Origin of the sequence: Exiguobacterium alkaliphilum 12/1 (assembly GCF_000714435.1) — a bacterium.
GTDB classification, from domain to species: Bacteria; Bacillota; Bacilli; order Exiguobacteriales; family Exiguobacteriaceae; genus Exiguobacterium; species Exiguobacterium alkaliphilum.
Genome location: NZ_JJMW01000019.1, coordinates 132936 through 152066 on the forward strand (window position 1 = coordinate 132936; position 19131 = coordinate 152066).

Consider the following 19131-nt stretch of genomic DNA (forward strand, 5'->3'; position numbering starts at 1 on the left):
ACATGACGACTCAGCTTACTCAGTTGTGGGATCGTTGGAACAGTGACCGTGATATGGAGACGGCGAATGAACTGTTATCTCATTATGAATTTTTAATCCATTATCACGTACAACGAATGATCGTGACGCTCCCAAAAAGCGTCGAACGCGACGAATTGAAAAGTTTGGGTTACATGGGATTGTACGATGCCCTCATGAAATATGATCCAGATCACAACAACAAGTTTGACACGTATGCGGCGTTTCGGATTCGCGGGGCGATTATCGATGGACTTCGTAAAATCGATTGGCTCCCGCGGTCCGTGCGTGAACGGGTCAAAAAGATTGACCAAGTGGCAGAGCAGCTCGAACAGAAACTGCACCGGGCACCGACGAAAGAAGAGCTCGCGACCGCTTGTGGCATCCCGATTTCAGAGATTGAAAAAGCGATGGCGGAAGGGTATTTCGCGAACATGCTATCGATCGATGAGGCGGTGACGCTTCAAGAAGAAGGGAAAGTGATCTCCGTCACGTACTTTGACCCTGATTCAGAAAAGCCGGAAGATACGCTCTTGCAACGTGAGCTTCTCGACGTCTTGACGGACGAGATTGAGCGATTGACGGAGAAGGAACGGCTCGTCGTCTCATTGTTCTATTTCGACGAGTTGACGTTGACAGAGATTGGGGAGGTGCTCGACTTGTCGACGTCACGCATCTCGCAAATCCACTCCAAAGCGTTAAAGACGCTCAAATCGGCGCTCGGACGATCCTATTTAGAAGAGAAGACGTCATAAGGAGGATGAAGATGACAATTATTTTATTGGTTGCTGGCATCGGGTTCACCTATGCGCTCTTACTCGCCTTTAAACAGTTGCAGACGCTAAAGAGCCGAGTCGAGCAGCTTGAAGCAGAAAAACGTGAGACCGAGCTGTTGTTGTTATCGTTCATGGAATCGATGAACGATGTCGTCAAACAAGACGTCCGTGACGTGGTGATTGAACCGGAAAAGCACGAACCCGTAGCAACTCCCGTTCAACGAGACTCGGGGGAACGAGCGGGCCATCAGCTCGTCGAAGAGACGCTACTCCGTCACTCTGTGCGTGACGCGGCCCGCCTCCTCGGAAAAGGGGAAGGCGAGATGGCGTTATATGCAAAATTTCGGGGCAAGTGAGAGTTGCCGGATTCGATGACATATGCTATAGTAATTCTCGGTGTTAAACACATCACACACGTCTCGGGATGGTATTCCTCGGTGCCGAAAGGTCGGAATACAACGATGAACGAGGCGGAGGACTTTTTTAAACCACAAGGAGGAAATTTATCATGGCAGTAATCTCAATGAAGCAATTGCTTGAAGCTGGTGTACACTTCGGTCACCAAACACGCCGTTGGAACCCAAAAATGGCGAAATACATCTTCACGGAGCGTAACGGAATCTACATCATCGACCTTCAAAAAACGGTCAAAAAAGTAGACGAAGCGTACAACTTCGTTCGTGAACTCGCGGCAGAAGGCGGAAACGTCCTCTTCGTCGGTACGAAAAAACAAGCTCAAGACACGATCAAAGAGGAAGCACTCCGTTCAGGTATGTACTTCATCAATGAGCGTTGGTTGGGTGGAACACTCACAAACTTCTCAACAATCAAAAAGCGTATCAACCGCTTGAAGCAGCTTGAGAAAATGGAAGCAGACGGCACGTTCGAAGTACTTCCTAAGAAAGAAGTCATCATCTTGAAAAAAGAAATGACGCGTCTTGAGAAGTTCCTCGGCGGAATCAAAGATATGCCAGGCGTTCCAGATGCTCTCTTCATCGTTGACCCACGCAAAGAGCGTATCGCGATTGCAGAAGCTCACAAATTGAACATCCCAATCGTTGCGATTGTTGATACAAACTGTGACCCAGACGAAATCGACTACGTTATCCCAGCGAACGACGATGCGATTCGTGCGGTTAAATTGCTTACTTCTAAGATGGCAGACGCGATCATCGAAGCGAAGCAAGGTGAAGAAGAAGTTGCTGAAGAAGCTGTAGCACCTGAAGCAGAAGCTACAGAAGCTGAGTAATCAGTTAGACAACAGGTGATAAAGGGAAAGCCTTTTATCACCTTTTTTTAGGACATGTATACGAAGGCACCGTGCCTTCTTCTTAAAATTTGTAATGTTACAAGGAGGAATTTCCGATGGCAGTTACAGCAGCAATGGTAAAAGAACTTCGTGAAAAAACAGGCGCAGGTATGCTCGATTGCAAAAAAGCACTTACTGAAACAAACGGTGACATGCAAGCAGCAATCGACTTCCTTCGTGAAAAAGGAATCGCGAAAGCGGCAGCGAAAGGCGACCGCATCGCAGCAGAAGGTTTGACAGCAGTAGCGGTTGACGGCAACAAAGCTACACTCGTCGAAGTAAACTCAGAAACGGACTTCGTTGCGAAGAACGAGAAGTTCCAAACACTCGTATCTGACGTGGCGACAGCTGTCCTCACTTCAGGCGCATCGACAGTTGAAGAAGCGCTCGCTTCTGAATTCGTCGCTGGCAAAACGCTTGAGACGCACATTCAAGAAGAAGCTTCGACAATCGGAGAGAAAATCTCACTCCGTCGCATCGCTGTTCTTGAAAAAGCTGACGATGCTGTATTCGGCACGTACCTCCACATGGGCGGGCGCATCGGTTCGGTCGTCATCATCGACGGTACGACTGACGAGACAGTTGCGAAAGATGTCGCGATGCACGTTGCTGCAGCACGTCCACTTTACGCGACACGTGACCAAGTATCAGCTGAAGAAGCAGACCGTGAGAAGAAAGTCTTGACTGAACAAGCCCTCAACGAAGGGAAGCCAGCGAACATCGTCGAGAAGATGATCGCAGGACGCATGAACAAGTACTTCGAGGAAATCTGCCTCGTCGACCAAACATTCGTCAAAGACGCTGACTTCAAAGTTGGGAAATATGTAGAGTCTAAAGGCGGCCGTGTCAACTCGTTCGTACGTTTCGAAGTCGGCGAAGGCATGGAAAAACGCGAAGAAAACTTTGCTGAAGAAGTTATGAACCAACTTAAAAAATAATCTGCGTCACACGTGATGCATTCAAAATTGGGAACACGTCTGTATAACCTTGAGTTAGTTCGTTAAGGGAGCGTGTTCCCTTTTTTCAAGCAAGAGGAGGCAAAGTATGGAACCGAAATATAAGAGAATTGTGTTAAAATTGAGTGGAGAAGCGCTCGCAGGTGATCAAGGGTATGGAATCGATCCATCGATTGTCAACTCGATTTCTGGACAAATCAAAGAACTCGTCGCTATGGGCGTCGAAGTGGCCGTCGTTGTCGGTGCCGGAAACATTTGGCGCGGCAAGACTGGGAGTGAACTCGGGATGGACCGGGCGAATGCCGATTACATGGGCATGCTCGCAACTGTCCTTAACTCACTCGCGCTTCAAGACAGCCTTGAAACGAACGGTGTCCAAACGCGCGTCCAAACATCAATTGAAATGCGTCAAGTCGCTGAACCGTATATCCGTCGCCGTGCGATGCGTCACCTTGAAAAGGGGCGGGTCGTCATTTTCGCAGCCGGTACCGGAAACCCGTATTTCTCAACCGATACGACTGCAGCGCTTCGCGCAGCTGAAATTGAGGCAGACGTTATCTTGATGGGGAAAAACAACGTGGACGGTGTCTATTCGGCTGACCCGAAACTTGACCCGGAAGCGGTGAAATATGAGACGCTCACGTACTTGGACGTGCTTAAAGACGGACTTCAAGTCATGGACTCGACAGCCACATCACTCTGTATGGATAACCACATTCCACTAATTGTATTCTCATTGCTTGAAGAAGGAAACATTAAACGTGTCGTACTCGGGGAACATATCGGGACGGTAGTAGGAGGAATCAATTCATGAGTGTAAACGAAGTGTTGAAAACTGCTGAAGAAAAAATGGAGAAAGCCCACGCCGCACTCAAACGCGACTTCGGGACGCTTCGCACAGGTCGTGCCAGCGCCTCGATTTTGGACCCGGTTCAAGTCGATTACTACGGTGTGCCGACACCGCTTAACCAAGTGGCCAACATCAACACGCCGGAAGCCCGCCTTCTTTTGATTCAACCGTGGGATAAATCGATGGTATCGGAAGTCGAGAAAGCGATTCAAAAAGCGGACCTCGGTCTCTCACCATCATCTGACGGGACGGTCATTCGTCTTGCTATCCCAGCTTTGACGGAAGAGCGACGCAAAGAACTCGTTAAAATCACGAAGAAGTATGCGGAAGAAGCGAAAGTCGCTGTCCGTAACGTTCGCCGTGACGCCAACGAGAACTTGAAAAAGCTCGAGAAAGACGGCGAGATGACGGAAGACGATCTCCGTGGTTATGCGGACGACGTCCAAGCGTTAACGGATTCGTACATCAAAAAGATTGATGAGTCTGCAGCGACGAAAGAAAAAGAAATCATGGAAGTGTAATCACGGAAGTGGTATACCAAAAAGCTGTGTGGGGACCCTTTTAATGAGAGGGTCCCTCTTTCATACAATCAGGAGGACAGAGTATGTTTAAATGGGTGAATCCTAAAACGAAGACTGAAGCGGAACTGAGCATTCCCGAACACGTCGCCATCATCATGGACGGCAATGGCCGTTGGGCGAAAAAACGTGGGCTCCCGCGCATCATGGGTCACCGGGAAGGGATGAAATCGGTGCGCGAGTCCGTCCGTACGGCGCAAGAGCTTGGCATCAAGTCGCTGACGCTCTATGCGTTCTCAACCGAGAACTGGACGCGCCCTGAAGAAGAAGTCAACTTCTTGATGAAGTTGCCGAAGCAGTTTCTCGAGACAGATTTAAACGAACTCGATGAACAAAACGTCCGTGTCCTTGTGGCCGGCGACGTGTCAAAATTGCCGCGCGGCACACGTGAAGCGGTCGAGGAGGCGCGGACGCGGACCGCGACGAATACAGGACTTGACCTCGTGTTCGCCCTCAATTACGGTGGGCGCGATGAGCTCGTTCAAGCGATGCGCCTCATCGCCATGGACGTGGCTGCCGGCCGGATTTTGCCAGAAGACATCGATGACGCGATGATTGGGGAACGACTCATGACGAACATACAGGACGTTGATCTAATCATTCGGACGAGCGGGGAGCAACGGCTCTCGAACTTCTTGCTTTGGCAAGGGGCGTATGCCGAGCTACATTTCACGGACGTCTTATGGCCAGAGTTTAAGCGCGACCATTTCGTAGAGGCGATTGCGGCATACAATGCCCGGACGCGTCGATTTGGTGGTGTCTAATATGAAGACTCGAATTATTACCGGACTTTGGGCCGGCGCGATTTTCGTCACGCTCATCGCCCTCGGCGGCAGCCCGTTCGTCATCTTGATGGGTGTGCTCGCTTTGATTGGGTTGAGTGAATTCACGTTGATGCGGCGTCACAAACTGACCGCTTTCCCGTTTCTCGTCACCGCACTGCTCGTCGCTTTCCCGTTCGTCATGATGTTGCTCGAACGGCAGATGGATATGAGCGAACTGCCGATGTCCGTCAACCAATGGATGATTCTCGGTTTGACGTTGCTTCTGTTTTGGACCGTCGTGACGAAAAATCGGTTCACGTATGAAGATGCCAGTTTTTATTTCGTCTCCGCCGTCTATCTCGTCATCGGGTTTACGAGCTTCGCGCTCGTGCGATTATCGGATGACGGACTGAGTAAAGTGTTGCTCGTCTTGTTCATCATCTGGGCGACCGATTCCGGTGCCTATTTCACCGGGAAAACGATCGGGAAGACGAAACTTTGGCCGTCCATCAGTCCGAATAAGACGATCGAAGGGGCGGTCGGCGGAATTCTTTCCGGGATCGTCATCGGCATCGCGTTCATTCTCGTCGATCCGATTTTGCCGCTTTGGGAAGTGATCATTCTCGCCCTCGTCGTCGCGGTCGTCGGCCAGCTCGGCGATTTGGTCCAGTCGGCGTATAAACGCCACTATGGGGTGAAAGACTCGGGGCACCTTTTACCGGGACACGGCGGGATTTTGGACCGGTTCGATAGCATGATTGCCGTCTTTACCGTCATTTGGATTTTTAATTTGTTATAAGGGAGTGTCAAGATGAAGCGAATCAGCTTACTCGGGGCGACTGGATCGATTGGCGTACAAACGTGTGACGTCATCGAACAGCACCCCGACTTGTTTGAATTAGAGGCGTACGCGTTTGGGACGAACGTTGAAGTGGCGGAGGAGTGGATTAACCGGCTTCGCCCGAAATACGTATCGGCCAAATCGATTGAAGTACTCGAACAGTTGAAGCCCCGCCTTACATACGAACCACTCTTTTTCATCGGACTAGAAGGGTTGATTGAATGTGCGACGGCAGAACGGGCGGACGTGGTCGTGACGGCGGTCGTCGGTGCCGTCGGTCTCGAGCCGACGCTCGCTGCGATTGAAGCCGGGAAAGACATCGCGCTCGCGAATAAGGAGACGCTCGTCACAGCCGGGCATCTCGTCATGGCCGCCGTCAAAGAGCACGGCGTCAACTTGCTTCCGGTCGACAGCGAACATTCAGCGATTTTTCAATGCTTGAACGGGGAGCGCCGAGAAGACGTCGCGAAAATCATCTTGACTGCCTCAGGAGGGAGTTTCCGTGACAAGTCGCGGGAACAGCTCGCCGAGGTGACCGTCGACGAGGCGCTCAATCATCCGAACTGGTCGATGGGGGCAAAAATCACGATCGATTCGGCGACGATGTTCAATAAAGGGCTTGAAGTCATCGAAGCGCACTGGTTGTTCGATATCGACTATAATGATATTGAAGTGGTGCTCCATCGTGAATCGATTATTCACTCGATGGTCGAATATAAAGACGCGGCCGTCATCGCCCAGCTCGGCACCCCGGATATGCGCGGTCCAATCCTCTATGCTCTCGCTGCACCGAAACGGCTTGAAATCGAAGGGAGCAAGCGGTTAAACTTGAGAGAAATCGGGACGCTCCATTTCGCAGAAGCCGATTTCGAACGTTATCCGGCTCTTCGCCTCGCCTATGAGGCGGGCCGGGCCGGCGGGTCGATGCCGACGGTACTCAATGCCGCCAACGAGGCGGCCGTGGAGAAGTTTTTGAACGGCGAGATCGCCTTTCTAGACATCGAACGGCTCGTCGAACAGGCGATGGACGCCCATACAATCATTGCGGAACCGACGCTCGCGGACATTTTAGAAGTTGACCGTGCGGTTCGATTACAGATTCAGCAAGGAAAGTGAAGGTGGGGAATAAACAATGACGACTTTTATCGCCATCGTTTTGATGTTTGGTGTTCTCATTTCAGTGCATGAATGGGGTCACCTCGTCATGGCGAAACGGGCAGGAATTCTCTGTCATGAATTTGCAATCGGCTTCGGGCCGAAAATTCTGTCATTCAGAAAAAACGAGACGCTCTACACGATTCGGCTGTTGCCGATTGGGGGCTACGTCAAGATGGCAGGGGAAGATTTTGAACCGATCGAAGTCAAAGCCGGGCAACATGTCGGTCTGCGTCTGACAGCAGCCGGCACGGTCGACCGTGTCTACTTTCAGCCGGACCAGGCGACGGATGTCCATGTCGTCGGTACGGTCGATAAATTTGATTCGATTCGGGAATTGAAAGTCCAATTGCTCGTCGATGAGGAAGTCCGTGTGTACGAACTTGAGCGCGAGACGCTTCTCGTCGACCAAGGGATGGAAATTCAAATTGCACCGTACGACCGGACGTTCGGGGCGCAGTCCGTGTGGAAACGCGTGCTCGCCATCGCGGCTGGTCCGGCGATGAACTTCGTCCTCGCTTTCATCCTGCTCGTCATCGTCGGCCTCGTCCAAGGCACGCCGACGGATGACGGCCAAATCGGTACCGTACAGCCAGAATCGGCCGCAGCACAAGCCGGGCTCATGGCGGGAGACGAAATCATCTCAATCGAAGGGAACGAGCTCGATAACTGGGCCGACTTACGTGAAGCGCTCGCCGATCGTGCTGATGTCCCGACTGAAGTGACGTACGTCCGAGCCGGGACCGAACAGACGGTCACGCTCACACCGCAACCGCTCGAACAAAACGGTGAGACGGTCGGAATTTTAGGGGTGACGAACGCGCTCGAACGCTCTCCGACGAAAGCGTTCACGACGGGTGCTGAGACGACGTGGACGATGTCGACGCTCATCTTTTCTGCCGTCGGAGACCTCGTGACCGGTCAAGTCGGTGTCGACCAACTTGCCGGACCGGTCGGGATCGTCCGGATGACGGATGAAGTCGCAGCGAGCGGGCTGATTATGCTCCTCAACTGGACGGCTCTACTTTCCGTCAACTTGGCCATCTTCAACTTGTTGCCGCTCCCGGCACTCGACGGAGGTCGACTCATCTTCCTCTTCTTCGAGGCGGTGCGCGGTCGGCCGATCGACCCGAAAAAAGAAGGCTTTGTGCATTTCATCGGCTTCGCCTTGTTGATGCTGTTGATGCTCATCGTCACGTGGAACGATATTCAATCATTTTTCAAATAGAACGTGTTAGAGAAGGGAAACGTTGATACCTATGAAACAATCGAGATTGCTTATGCCTACACTCCGAGAAGTGCCAGCTGACGCCGAGGCGGTCAGCCACCAACTGCTCGTCCGGGGCGGGTTCATTCGTCAAAACGCAGCCGGCATTTATTCGTATTTGCCGCTCGGTCACAAAGTATTACAAAATATCCAGACCATCATTCGTGAAGAGATGAACCGTGCGGGCGCACAAGAGTTGCTCATGCCGGCCATCCAGCCAGCCGAGCTTTGGGAAGAGACGGGGCGCTGGGGCATTTACGGTCCTGAACTCATGCGTCTGACGGACCGTCATGACCGTCGTTTCGCCCTCGGTGCGACACACGAGGAACTCATCACGTCAATCGTTCGCGACGAGTTGAACTCATACAAAAAGTTGCCGGTCAACTTGTATCAGATTCAAGCGAAATATCGCGACGAGCGTCGACCGCGTTTCGGGTTGCTCCGAGGTCGTGAGTTCTTGATGAAAGACGCGTACTCGTTCCATGCCGACCAAGCCGGTTTAGACGAAGAGTACGACAACATGTATAACGCCTATTCGCGCATCTTCGACCGGGTCGGGCTCGAGTACCGCCCAGTCGTTGCCGATTCAGGTGCGATTGGCGGGAAAGACACGCACGAGTTCCAAGCGCTCGCCGCAATCGGGGAAGACACGATCGTCTATACGGACAGCTCGAACTACGCAGCGAACATCGAGATGGCCGAGACGCTCGACCGGTATGAGATGCAAGCCGGAACGGTCGCAGAACTTGAAAAAGTCGACACGAAAGAGCACAAGACGATTGAAGACGTGGCACGTTTCCTTGACGTCGATGTGAAGACGACGATCAAGTCGGTCCTTTTCAACGTCGATGGCGAGACGGTCATGGCGATCGTCCGCGGCGACCACGAGGCGAACGATGTGAAAGTGAAGAACGCACTCGGTGGACTCGATATTCAAATGGAAGAAGAAGCGAAAATCATCGACTTGTTCGGTTGTGAACCAGGAACGCTCGGGCCGATCGATTCGCCGGTCAAAGTCGTCGCCGATTACGCCGTCAAGTATTTGGTCGACGCGGTATGTGGCGCCAACGAGGCGAACACACACTTCTTGCACGTCAACGCGGAACGTGACTTGGCTGACTTGACGTTCCACGACCTCCGTTTCGTCGTGGAAGGGGATTTGGCACCTGACGAGTCAGGGCCGGTCCGCTTCGCCCGCGGGATTGAGGTCGGACAAGTGTTCAAGCTCGGTACACGTTACTCAGAAGCGATGGGTGCGACGTTCTTGAACGAAGAAGGACGGGCCGAGCCACTCATCATGGGTTGTTACGGTATCGGGGTGTCGCGTACGCTCTCGGCGGTCGTCGAACAGCATCATGACGACCGTGGCATCGTCTGGCCGAAGAGCATCGCGCCGTTCGATGTGCACTTGATTGCGATCAACGCGAAAGACGAGGCGCAACTCGCGCTCGCCGACCGCTTGTACAAGGAATTGTCAGCATCATATGACGTCTTATACGACGACCGTAAAGAACGGGCCGGCGTCAAGTTCGCCGATGCGGACTTGATTGGCCTCCCGATTCGAATCAACGTCGGGAAAAAGGCCGGTGAAGGTGTCGTCGAAGTGAAGCTTCGTACGACAGGTGAAGTCATCGAGACAACTGTCGACGACCTAGCAGCCGTTTTGACCGCACAGTTAGACGCACTCCAATGATGACATGAAGGTGACGGTTCACGCCGTCACCTTCATTTGTCGATGTTGAACGATAAGGGGGGATTACTGACCCGTGGAAGCCAATCAAAAAATGTTATTGCTACTGAATGACCTCGGCATCACGACCGAGACCGATCAATTTGACGGTGCCGAGTTGACACGGCTCGTCGTCAATAAACAACGGCGGACGTGGACGTTCCATTTTCGGTTGCAACGTGTGTTGCCGTATGAGGTGCACCAGCTGTTCATGAGCCGACTTGAAAATCGTTATGCGACGTTCGCCGATGAGGTGTATGCGCGCTTCACGACGGAACAGGGCGGCAAAGACGCCGATTATATCGACTACTGGCCGCGTATCGTCAGCGAACTGAGTCAAGTGTCCGGGGCGATGCGTACGTACTTCGCCTCCGTCCAACCGCGCTTTATGCAAAATAAACTGCTCATCCCCGTGCGCTCCGCACCTGAGGCGAGTTATGTCGATAAAGAGTTATGTCAAGAAGTCCAGGCGCTGTACAGTGCGTACGGCTTCACGAAAAAGCCGTGCCAAGCCCAGTTCTCAGAAGACGTGGAAGCGAACCAAGCCCTCCGCGAGCAAGTCGTTCAGGAAGACATCGAACAAGCGAAAATGGCGCTCGCCGCCCAGTTCGCCAAGACGACCGAGTCGAACGAGGAGCCGGTTACCGAGGTGCGCATGGGTGCGCTGATTAAAGATGAAATCGTCCAAATTAAGACGATCATCGAAGAAGAACGACGCGTCGCCATTCGTGGACTCGTCTTCTCGGCCGAACGAAAAGAATTGAAGAGCGGGAAGAAACTGTTCACGTTCAAGATGACGGACTATACCGATTCGCTCATCGTCAAAGTGTTCGCCCGTGACGATGATGACGACCGCATGCTCAGCGCCGTCAAAAAAGGCATGTGGATTCAAGCGGCGGGACGTGTCGAAGACGATAGCTTCATGCGCGAACTATGCATGATGGCCTCGCAGCTCCAAGAAGTGAAAGTCGAGCCCGTCCGTGACGAGTGGGACGGTGAGAAACGTGTCGAGCTGCACGCCCATACGCAGATGAGCCAGATGGATGCCGTCACGAACGTGTCGGCGCTCGTCGCCCGAGCCGCCAAATGGGGACATCGCGCCATCGCGATCACGGACCACGCCGGCGTCCAATCGTTTCCTGAGGCGTATTACGCGGGCAAGAAAAACGATATTAAAGTGCTGTTCGGTGTTGAGGCGAACGTCGTCAATGACGGTGTCCCGGTCGCCTACCATCCGACCGATATCGCTCTCGACGATGCGACATACGTCGTCTTCGACGTCGAGACGACCGGTCTTTCGGCAGTCTATAACAAGATTATCGAACTGGCCGGGGTGAAGATTAAAGACGGGGAAATCATCGACCGCTTCGAGGCGTTCGCAGACCCGAAACATCCGCTCTCGGCGACGACGATCGAGTTGACGGGCATCACTGACGACATGGTCCATGGTCAGCCGGACCCGGAAGTGATCACGAAACAGTTTGTCGACTGGTGCGGCGACAGTATCCTCGTCGCGCATAACGCGGCGTTCGATATGGGCTTCCTCGAGGCGACGCTCCGGAGCGGTGGCCATGAGCCGGACGACTATCCGGTCATCGATACGCTCGAGCTCGCGCGGACGATTTTGCCGACGCTCAAAAACCATCGACTGAACACGCTCGCCAAACGATTCGACATCGAATTGACCCAGCACCACCGGGCGATATACGATGCCGAGGCGACGGCTTATCTATTGATGAAGCTGCTCGATTTCGCCAAGCAGATGTTCGAGATGCAGACGCACCGCTCGCTCAACGCGAAAGTCGGGAGTGACGTCTCGAAGATTCGGCCATTCCATGCGACGATTTATGCGAAAAATAAGAAACCTGGATTACGTCACTTGTATGAGTTGATCTCGCTCTCACATATCGACTATTTGTTCCGGATGGCCCGGATGCCACGTTCTGAACTCATCAAACGTCGAGAGGGCCTTTTGATAGGATCGGCCTGCGACAACGGTGAGATTTTTGACGCGGCGCTGAACAAGTCGGACGAAGAACTCGAGAAGATGATGGCGTTCTACGACTTTATCGAGATTCATCCGCCGGCGCTTTATTTACATTTAATCGATAAAGAAATCGTCGCGAACGAACTCGAGCTCCGTGACATCATCAAACGGATCATTCGTGTCGCGAAGCAAGCAAATCTGCCTGTCTGTGCGACGGGGAACGTCCATTATCTCGACCGGACGGACCGCTCGTACCGTGAAATCTTGATTCGGACGCAAGGTGGGGCGAACTTCATTAACACGCGTAAAGAACTCCCACACGCGCATTTCCGGACGACGAAGGAAATGATGGAAGAGTTCAAGTTCCTCGGCGACGAACTGGCCCGTGAAATCGTCATCACGAACCCGAACGCGATCGCCGACCAAATCGAGTCGATTCAAATCATCCCGGATGAACTGTTCACCCCGAAGATTGAAGGGGCGGACGACGAAGTCCGTAACATGAGCTATGACATGGCTCGCTCGATTTATGGCGAGGAACTTCCGGAAATCGTCGAGGCCCGGCTCGAGAAAGAACTGAAATCGATTATCGGTCACGGGTTCGCCGTCATCTATCTCATTTCGCATAAACTCGTGAAGAAGTCGCTCGACGATGGCTACCTCGTCGGGTCACGGGGGTCGGTCGGTTCGAGTCTCGTCGCGACGATGACCGAGATTACCGAGGTCAATCCGCTCCCACCGCACTACGTCTGTCCGAAGTGTAAGCATTCTTACTTCTTCAATGATGGGTCGGTCGGTTCAGGATATGACTTGCCGGACAAGGAGTGTCCGGAATGCGGCACGTGGTATAAGAAAGACGGCCACGATATCCCGTTCGAGACGTTCCTCGGTTTCAAAGGGGATAAAGTCCCGGATATCGACTTGAACTTCTCTGGGGAATATCAGCCGCACGCCCACGCCTACACGAAAGTATTGTTCGGTGAAGAGTACGTCTATCGTGCCGGGACAATCGGGACGATTGCTGACAAGACGGCGTACGGTTACGTGAAAGGGTATGCGACCGAGAACGATAAGATTTATCGGAACGCCGAAGTCGATCGGCTCGTGTCCGGTGTGACCGGTGTCAAACGGACGACCGGGCAACACCCGGGCGGAATCATCGTCGTCCCGGACTATATGGACATCGCGGAAATCTCGCCGATTCAATATCCGGCTGACGACAAGACGTCTGAATGGAAGACGACCCATTTCGACTTCCACTCGATTCATGACAACTTGCTCAAGCTCGACATTCTCGGGCACGATGATCCGACCGCGATTCGGATGCTCCAAGATTTGTCGGGCATCGACCCGCTGACGATTCCGACGGATGATCCGACGGTCATGAAGATTTTCTCATCACCGGAAGTGCTCGGCGTCACGCCGGAACAAATCGAATCGAAGACGGGGACGCTCGGCATCCCTGAGTTCGGGACGAAGTTCGTCCGGCAGATGCTCGAAGAGACGAAGCCGGCGACGTTCTCGGAGCTCGTCCAAATCTCAGGATTGTCTCACGGGACCGACGTTTGGATCGGGAACGCGAACGAATTGATTTACAACGGTACGTGTGAGTTAAAAGACGTCATCGGGTGTCGAGACGACATCATGGTCTATTTGATTTACGCCGGACTTGAACCGTCGTTCGCCTTCAAAATCATGGAGTCGGTTCGAAAAGGGAAAGGCTTGACCGAGGAGATGGAGTCCGAGATGCGCGCGAACGCGGTACCGGAATGGTATATCGCCTCGTGTAAGAAAATTAAGTACATGTTCCCGAAAGCGCACGCGACGGCGTACGTCTTGATGGCCGTCCGCATCGCGTATTTCAAAGTCCATCATCCGATTTTGTATTACGCGACGTACTTCACGGTCCGGGCCGGCGACTTCGATTTGTCGGCGATGATCAAAGGGTCGCAAGCCGTCCGGAAAGCGATGTCGGATATCCGCGAAAAAGGATTCGATGCGACGGCGAAAGACAAAGGGCTTCATACCGTACTCGAACTCGCACTCGAGATGCTCGAGCGGGGCATGAAGTTCCAAAACATCGATTTATATCGTTCGAGCGCGACCGAATTCTTGATTGAAGGCAACACGCTCATCCCGCCGTTCAACGCAGTCGACGGTTTAGGGACGAATGCGGCCAAGGCCATCGTCGAGGCACGGGCCGAAGGTCAGTTCTTGTCAAAAGAAGATCTCCGGAAACGGGCCAAGTTATCGAAAACGATTATCGAGACGCTCGACACGATGAAATGTCTTGAAGGCCTGCCGGATGAGAACCAGCTGTCATTCTTTGATTTTGGGGTGTAAGTTGCAGAAAATCGGGAAAATATGATATATTAGTATCGAACAAAGTTGGATACTACGACGGAAAGGAGTAGGGAACCCTACTCCTTTCTTGTATGTAAAAGCCAAGAAGGAGGGATGAGAGTGTCCAAAATAACAGAGGTCGTCGAAGCCATCGCTTTGCCGATCGTCGAGCAAGCGAACATGGAACTAGTCGACGTTGAATTCGTGAAAGAAGGTCCAGACTGGTTCTTGCGCGTCTACATCGACAAGCCGGGGGGCGTCGATTTAGATGATTGCGTCAATATCAACGAACAACTCTCGGAGAAACTAAACGAAACCGACCCGATCGAACAAGCCTATTATCTTGACGTCTCGAGTCCCGGTGCGGAGCGCCCGCTCAAGAAACCGGTCGACTTTGAACGGGCGATTGGAAAAAACGTCTACATCAAGACGTTCGCCCCAATCGAGGGTGCCAAAGAGTTCGAAGGTATTTTAACGGCGTACGACGGTGAAACGGCTGTCGTCGAGACAAAAATCAAGACACGTAAAAAAGCGATCTCGCTACCAGTAGACAAAATTGCACAAGCCCGCCTAGCGGTCACGTTTAGTTAAGGAGAGGTAAAGATGGGGCCACAATTACTCACAACAATCGAACAGATTGCAAAAGAAAAGGGGATCGAGAAAGACATCATCATCGATGCGCTCGAGCAAGCGCTCATCTCGGCATATCGCCGAAATGTCGCCAACCCGAACGAACACGTCAAAGTCGAGTTCGACCAAGTGACAGGCGATATTCGCGTCTTCGCCTTGCTTGAAGTCGTCGAGCGTCTCACGCAGCCGGAGCAACAGCTCTCGCTCGAAGAAGCGCACGAAATCGACCCGAACTACGAGCTCGGTGACTTCCACAAGGAAGAAGTGACGCCGAGCGATTTCGGTCGCGTCGCGGCGATGACGGCGAAACAAGTCGTCACGCAAAAGATGCGCGAAGCCGAGCGCGAGCGGATTTACAACCACTTCGCGGACAAAGAAGACGAGATCATGACGGGAATCGTCGAACGTTTCGATCCGCGCAACTTGTATATCGGCCTTGAGAACAACATCGAGGCGGTGCTCACACCGAACGAACAGATGCCGAACGAATCGTACCAGATTCATGACCGGATCAAAGTGTACGTGACAAAAGTCGACTCGACGACGAAAGGTTCTGGCGCTGCGATTCAAGTGTCGCGGACGCACCCGGGCCTCCTCCGTCGTCTATTCGAACTCGAAGTGCCGGAAATCGCGAACGGGACGGTCGACGTCATGTCGGTGTCGCGTGAGGCGGGGGACCGTTCGAAGATCGCGGTCCATTCCGACATCGTCGATCCGGTCGGCGCGTGTGTCGGTCCGAAAGGGCAGCGTGTCCAAACGATTGTCGATGAGTTGAACGGTGAGAAAATCGATATCGTTCGCTGGTCGGAAGACCCGAAAGAGTTCGTCAAAAACGCACTGAGCCCGGCCCAAGTCGTGGCGGTTTATGTAAATGAACCGGCCAAGTCGACGACGGTCGTCGTCCCGGACTATCAATTGTCGCTCGCAATCGGGAAGCGTGGTCAAAACGCGCGCCTTGCGGCCAAGTTGACAGGATGGAAGATCGACATTAAGAGCGAAACGGATGCGGAAGCGCTCGACTTGTTCGATACGTACGCCGAAAAAGTTGAATCGGAGCCAGAAATTGTTCACAATGAAATGGAACAGGCTGACGAGACAGTGCTTGAGTCGACGACGGTAAAAGAAGAGGAATGATCATGAAGCAAAAGAAACTTCCTTTGCGCAAATGTGTGGTCACGCAAGAGATGTTACCGAAAAAAGACTTGATTCGTGTCGTCCGGACGCCTGAAGGCGACGTCGTCATCGACCCGACCGGGAAGATGAACGGACGAGGCGCATACTTGTCGAAACAGATGGACGTCATCCGTTTAGCAGAGAAAAAACGGACGCTCGACCATCATTTGAAAGTGAAGACGGATGAGACACTTTATGAACAGCTGAAACAAGCAGTTGAAGGAGACGTCTCATGAGCCAGTGGGAATCATTGTTAGGCCTTGCCGCAAGAGCGAGGAAAGTAACGATGGGAGAAGAGTTTGTATTAAAGGATATTCGGGCTGGCCGCGCCAAGCTCGTCATCCTTGCCGGAGACGCAGGACCGTCAACGAGAAAACGGGTCACCGACAAATGTACATCGTATGGTGTTCCTTACGTGGAAGTGAGCGACCGATATACGATCGGCGCTGCCATGGGGAAAGATATGCGGGTCGTCGTGTCAGTGACCGAATCCGGATTTGCGAACAAGCTTAAGCAACTTCTCTCGTAACTATTAACGGAGGTGGATGCTTTGGGAAAACGCGTCTATGAATTTGCAAAAGAACAGAACGTAACAAGTAAACAAGTCATTACCCAGCTCGAAAAATTGAACAAGCCGGTGAAGAATCATATGGCTGTTTTAGATGAGGAATCGGTGAAACAATTGGATCGAATTTTTAACCCTGAGAAATATCGTGCGGCTGAACAGAAAGCGGCACCGAAAGCGGCGACTGAACAGCCGAAAGAGCAACCGAAGCAAGAGAAGAAAGAAGCGCCAAAAACGCGTCAAGCTGCTCCGCAAGGCAATCAATCAAACCGCGGCGGAAGCAACCGTTTCGGTGGGAACAACCGGAACGACAACCGCAACAAGAAACGCGGTAAAGGGAAAGGCAAGCCGGCGAAGGCAGCCATCCCGCAAGAAGCGGATCCAAACTCGAAGACGAGCCAACGGAAAGCTGCGCGTCTCGCACAAGAGGCGGAGATGGGCAACGTCATCAAGTATGAGGACGTCTTGAGCGTATCGGACTTGGCCTCGAAAATGAATAAAAAGCCAAACGAGATCATCATGAAGTTGATGGGTCTTGGTGTCATGGCGACGATCAACCAAACGCTCGATGACGAGACGATTGAATTGCTCGCATCAGAGTTCGGGTTTGAAGTCGAGAAAGAGGTCGTCGTCGATGAAATCGACTTTGAGACGGTCGAAGTCGACTTCTCAGAATATGACCTTGAAGAACGCCCGGCAGTCGTGACGATCATGGGTCACGTCGACCATGGTAAAACGACGCTTCTCGACTCGATTCGGAACACGAAAGTCGTTGCCGGCGAAGCAGGTGGCATCACACAGCATATCGGTGCGTATCAAGTACAAGTCAACGACAAGAAGATCACGTTCCTCGACACACCTGGTCACGCCGCCTTCACGACGATGCGTGCTCGTGGGGCCGAAGTGACGGACATCGCGATCATCGTCGTCGCAGCGGATGATGGTGTCATGCCACAGACAGAAGAAGCGATTTCGCACGCGAAAGCGGCGAACGTTCCAATCATCGTCGCAGTCAACAAGATGGACAAGGAAGGGGCGAACCCCGACCGCGTCAAACAAGAGTTGACTGAATTCGGATTGATTCCTGAAGAGTGGGGCGGCGAAACGATTTTCGTTCCGATTTCAGCCCTTCAAGGTGAAGGCATCGACGAGTTGCTCGAGATGATCCTTCTCGTTTCAGAAGTCGAAGAATACAAATCGACGCCTGACATGCCAGCCCGCGGTACGGTCATCGAAGCGAAGCTCGACAAAGGCCGTGGTCCAGTCGCGACGCTTCTCGTTCAACACGGAACGCTTCGCATCGGAGACTCAATCGTCGTCGGCAGCACGTTCGGTCGTGTCCGGGCGATGGTCAACGATATCGGTCGTCGTGTGAAAGAAGTCGGTCCATCGACACCGATCGAAATCACAGGATTGAACGACGTTCCGCAAGCCGGTGACCAGTTCATCGTGTTTGAAGACGAGAAGAAGGCACGGGCCATCGGGGAAAAACGTTACCAACGTTACCTCGAATCACAGCGTCGTGAGTCGGCGAAAGTCAGCCTTGACGACTTGTTCAGCCGGATTCAAGAAGGCGAAGTGAAAGACTTGAACGTCATCATCAAAGCGGACGTTCAAGGTTCAGCGGAAGCACTCGCTGGGTCACTCCGTAAGATTGACGTCGAAGGCGTCAAAGTTAACATCGTCCACCAAGGTGTCGGTGCGATCACAGAAGGTGACGTCATCCTCGCCTCAGCTGCGAACGCCATCATCATCGGTTTCAACGTCCGTCCTGACGGGAATGCCCGTTCTATGGCGGAACAAGAGAACGTTGAAATGCGTCTCCATCGCATCATCTATAACGCCATCGAAGAGATCGAGAGCGCGATGAAAGGGATGCTCGACCCAGAGTTCGTTGAAGAAATCACAGGACAAGTTGAAGTCCGTGACGTCTTCAAAGTCTCAAAAGTCGGAACGATCGCAGGATGTTACGTCACGGAAGGTAAAATCTCACGTGACGCCGGTGTCCGCGTCATCCGTAACGGGATTGTCGTCTACGAAGGCAAACTCGACACGCTCCGCCGCTTCAAAGATGATGTCAAAGAAGTTGCGACAGGTTATGAGTGTGGAATTAAAGTCGAGAAGTTTGATGACATCAAAGTCGAAGACGTCATCGAAGCGTTCGTCATGAAAGAAGTCGAACGGAAATAA

Annotated in this window: 17 protein-coding genes; all 17 read left to right on the plus strand. The window is 52.7% G+C overall.

Annotation, left to right across the window (positions count from 1 at the left end; translation table 11 throughout):
• Positions 1–2: 2 nt before the first annotated feature.
• Positions 3–773 (plus strand): FliA/WhiG family RNA polymerase sigma factor, encoded by a 771-nt coding sequence (locus RT52_RS03595; protein WP_034808856.1) that lies wholly within the window; start codon positions 3–5, stop codon positions 771–773.
• A gap of 11 nt (positions 774–784) precedes the next feature.
• On the plus strand, positions 785–1150 hold the full coding sequence (locus RT52_RS03600) for a hypothetical protein (protein WP_034815123.1): 366 nt from the start codon (positions 785–787) through the stop codon (positions 1148–1150).
• 152 nt (positions 1151–1302) lie between these two features.
• Complete coding sequence (gene rpsB / locus RT52_RS03605; RefSeq protein WP_021067146.1) at positions 1303–2043, plus strand: 30S ribosomal protein S2; 741 nt, start codon at positions 1303–1305, stop codon at positions 2041–2043.
• Positions 2044–2159: 116 nt separating this feature from the next.
• Positions 2160–3041, plus strand: a complete 882-nt coding sequence (tsf, locus tag RT52_RS03610; protein ID WP_034808852.1) for a translation elongation factor Ts — start codon at positions 2160–2162, stop codon at positions 3039–3041.
• 106 nt (positions 3042–3147) lie between these two features.
• Positions 3148–3873 (plus strand): UMP kinase, encoded by a 726-nt coding sequence (gene pyrH / locus RT52_RS03615; RefSeq protein ID WP_034815124.1) that lies wholly within the window; start codon positions 3148–3150, stop codon positions 3871–3873.
• A complete protein-coding gene (gene frr, locus RT52_RS03620; protein ID WP_034815126.1) occupies positions 3870–4430 on the plus strand; it encodes a ribosome recycling factor in 561 nt (186 codons plus the stop codon). The genes pyrH and frr overlap by 4 nt, the downstream gene beginning before the upstream one ends.
• 83 nt (positions 4431–4513) lie before the next feature.
• A complete protein-coding gene (locus RT52_RS03625) occupies positions 4514–5251 on the plus strand; it encodes an isoprenyl transferase (protein WP_034808845.1) in 738 nt (245 codons plus the stop codon).
• A 1-nt stretch (position 5252) separates the two neighbouring features.
• Complete coding sequence (locus RT52_RS03630) at positions 5253–6050, plus strand: phosphatidate cytidylyltransferase (protein ID WP_034815128.1); 798 nt, start codon at positions 5253–5255, stop codon at positions 6048–6050.
• A 12-nt stretch (positions 6051–6062) separates the two neighbouring features.
• Complete coding sequence (gene dxr / locus RT52_RS03635) at positions 6063–7208, plus strand: 1-deoxy-D-xylulose-5-phosphate reductoisomerase (RefSeq protein ID WP_034815130.1); 1146 nt, start codon at positions 6063–6065, stop codon at positions 7206–7208.
• A 16-nt stretch (positions 7209–7224) separates the two neighbouring features.
• Positions 7225–8475, plus strand: a complete 1251-nt coding sequence (gene rseP, locus RT52_RS03640) for an RIP metalloprotease RseP (RefSeq protein WP_034808839.1) — start codon at positions 7225–7227, stop codon at positions 8473–8475.
• Between the two features lie 31 nt (positions 8476–8506).
• The gene (locus RT52_RS03645; RefSeq protein WP_034815132.1) at positions 8507–10207 is read left to right on the plus strand and encodes a proline--tRNA ligase; all 1701 of its coding nucleotides are present in this window, start codon (positions 8507–8509) and stop codon (positions 10205–10207) included.
• A 91-nt stretch (positions 10208–10298) separates the two neighbouring features.
• Positions 10299–14573, plus strand: a complete 4275-nt coding sequence (locus tag RT52_RS03650) for a PolC-type DNA polymerase III (RefSeq protein WP_312847594.1) — start codon at positions 10299–10301, stop codon at positions 14571–14573.
• 120 nt (positions 14574–14693) lie between these two features.
• Positions 14694–15164 carry a ribosome maturation factor RimP gene (gene rimP / locus RT52_RS03655; RefSeq protein ID WP_034808833.1) on the plus strand — a complete coding sequence of 157 codons (471 nt, stop codon included), beginning with the start codon at positions 14694–14696 and terminating at the stop codon, positions 15162–15164.
• A 12-nt stretch (positions 15165–15176) separates the two neighbouring features.
• Positions 15177–16337 carry a transcription termination factor NusA gene (nusA, locus tag RT52_RS03660; RefSeq protein WP_034808832.1) on the plus strand — a complete coding sequence of 387 codons (1161 nt, stop codon included), beginning with the start codon at positions 15177–15179 and terminating at the stop codon, positions 16335–16337.
• Between the two features lie 2 nt (positions 16338–16339).
• Positions 16340–16612, plus strand: a complete 273-nt coding sequence (gene rnpM, locus RT52_RS03665) for an RNase P modulator RnpM (protein WP_034808831.1) — start codon at positions 16340–16342, stop codon at positions 16610–16612.
• Positions 16609–16905, plus strand: coding sequence for a YlxQ family RNA-binding protein (locus RT52_RS03670; RefSeq protein ID WP_034808829.1), 297 nt, complete (start codon positions 16609–16611; stop codon positions 16903–16905). The genes rnpM and RT52_RS03670 overlap by 4 nt, the downstream gene beginning before the upstream one ends.
• Positions 16906–16926: 21 nt before the next feature.
• Complete coding sequence (gene infB / locus RT52_RS03675; RefSeq protein ID WP_034815136.1) at positions 16927–19131, plus strand: translation initiation factor IF-2; 2205 nt, start codon at positions 16927–16929, stop codon at positions 19129–19131.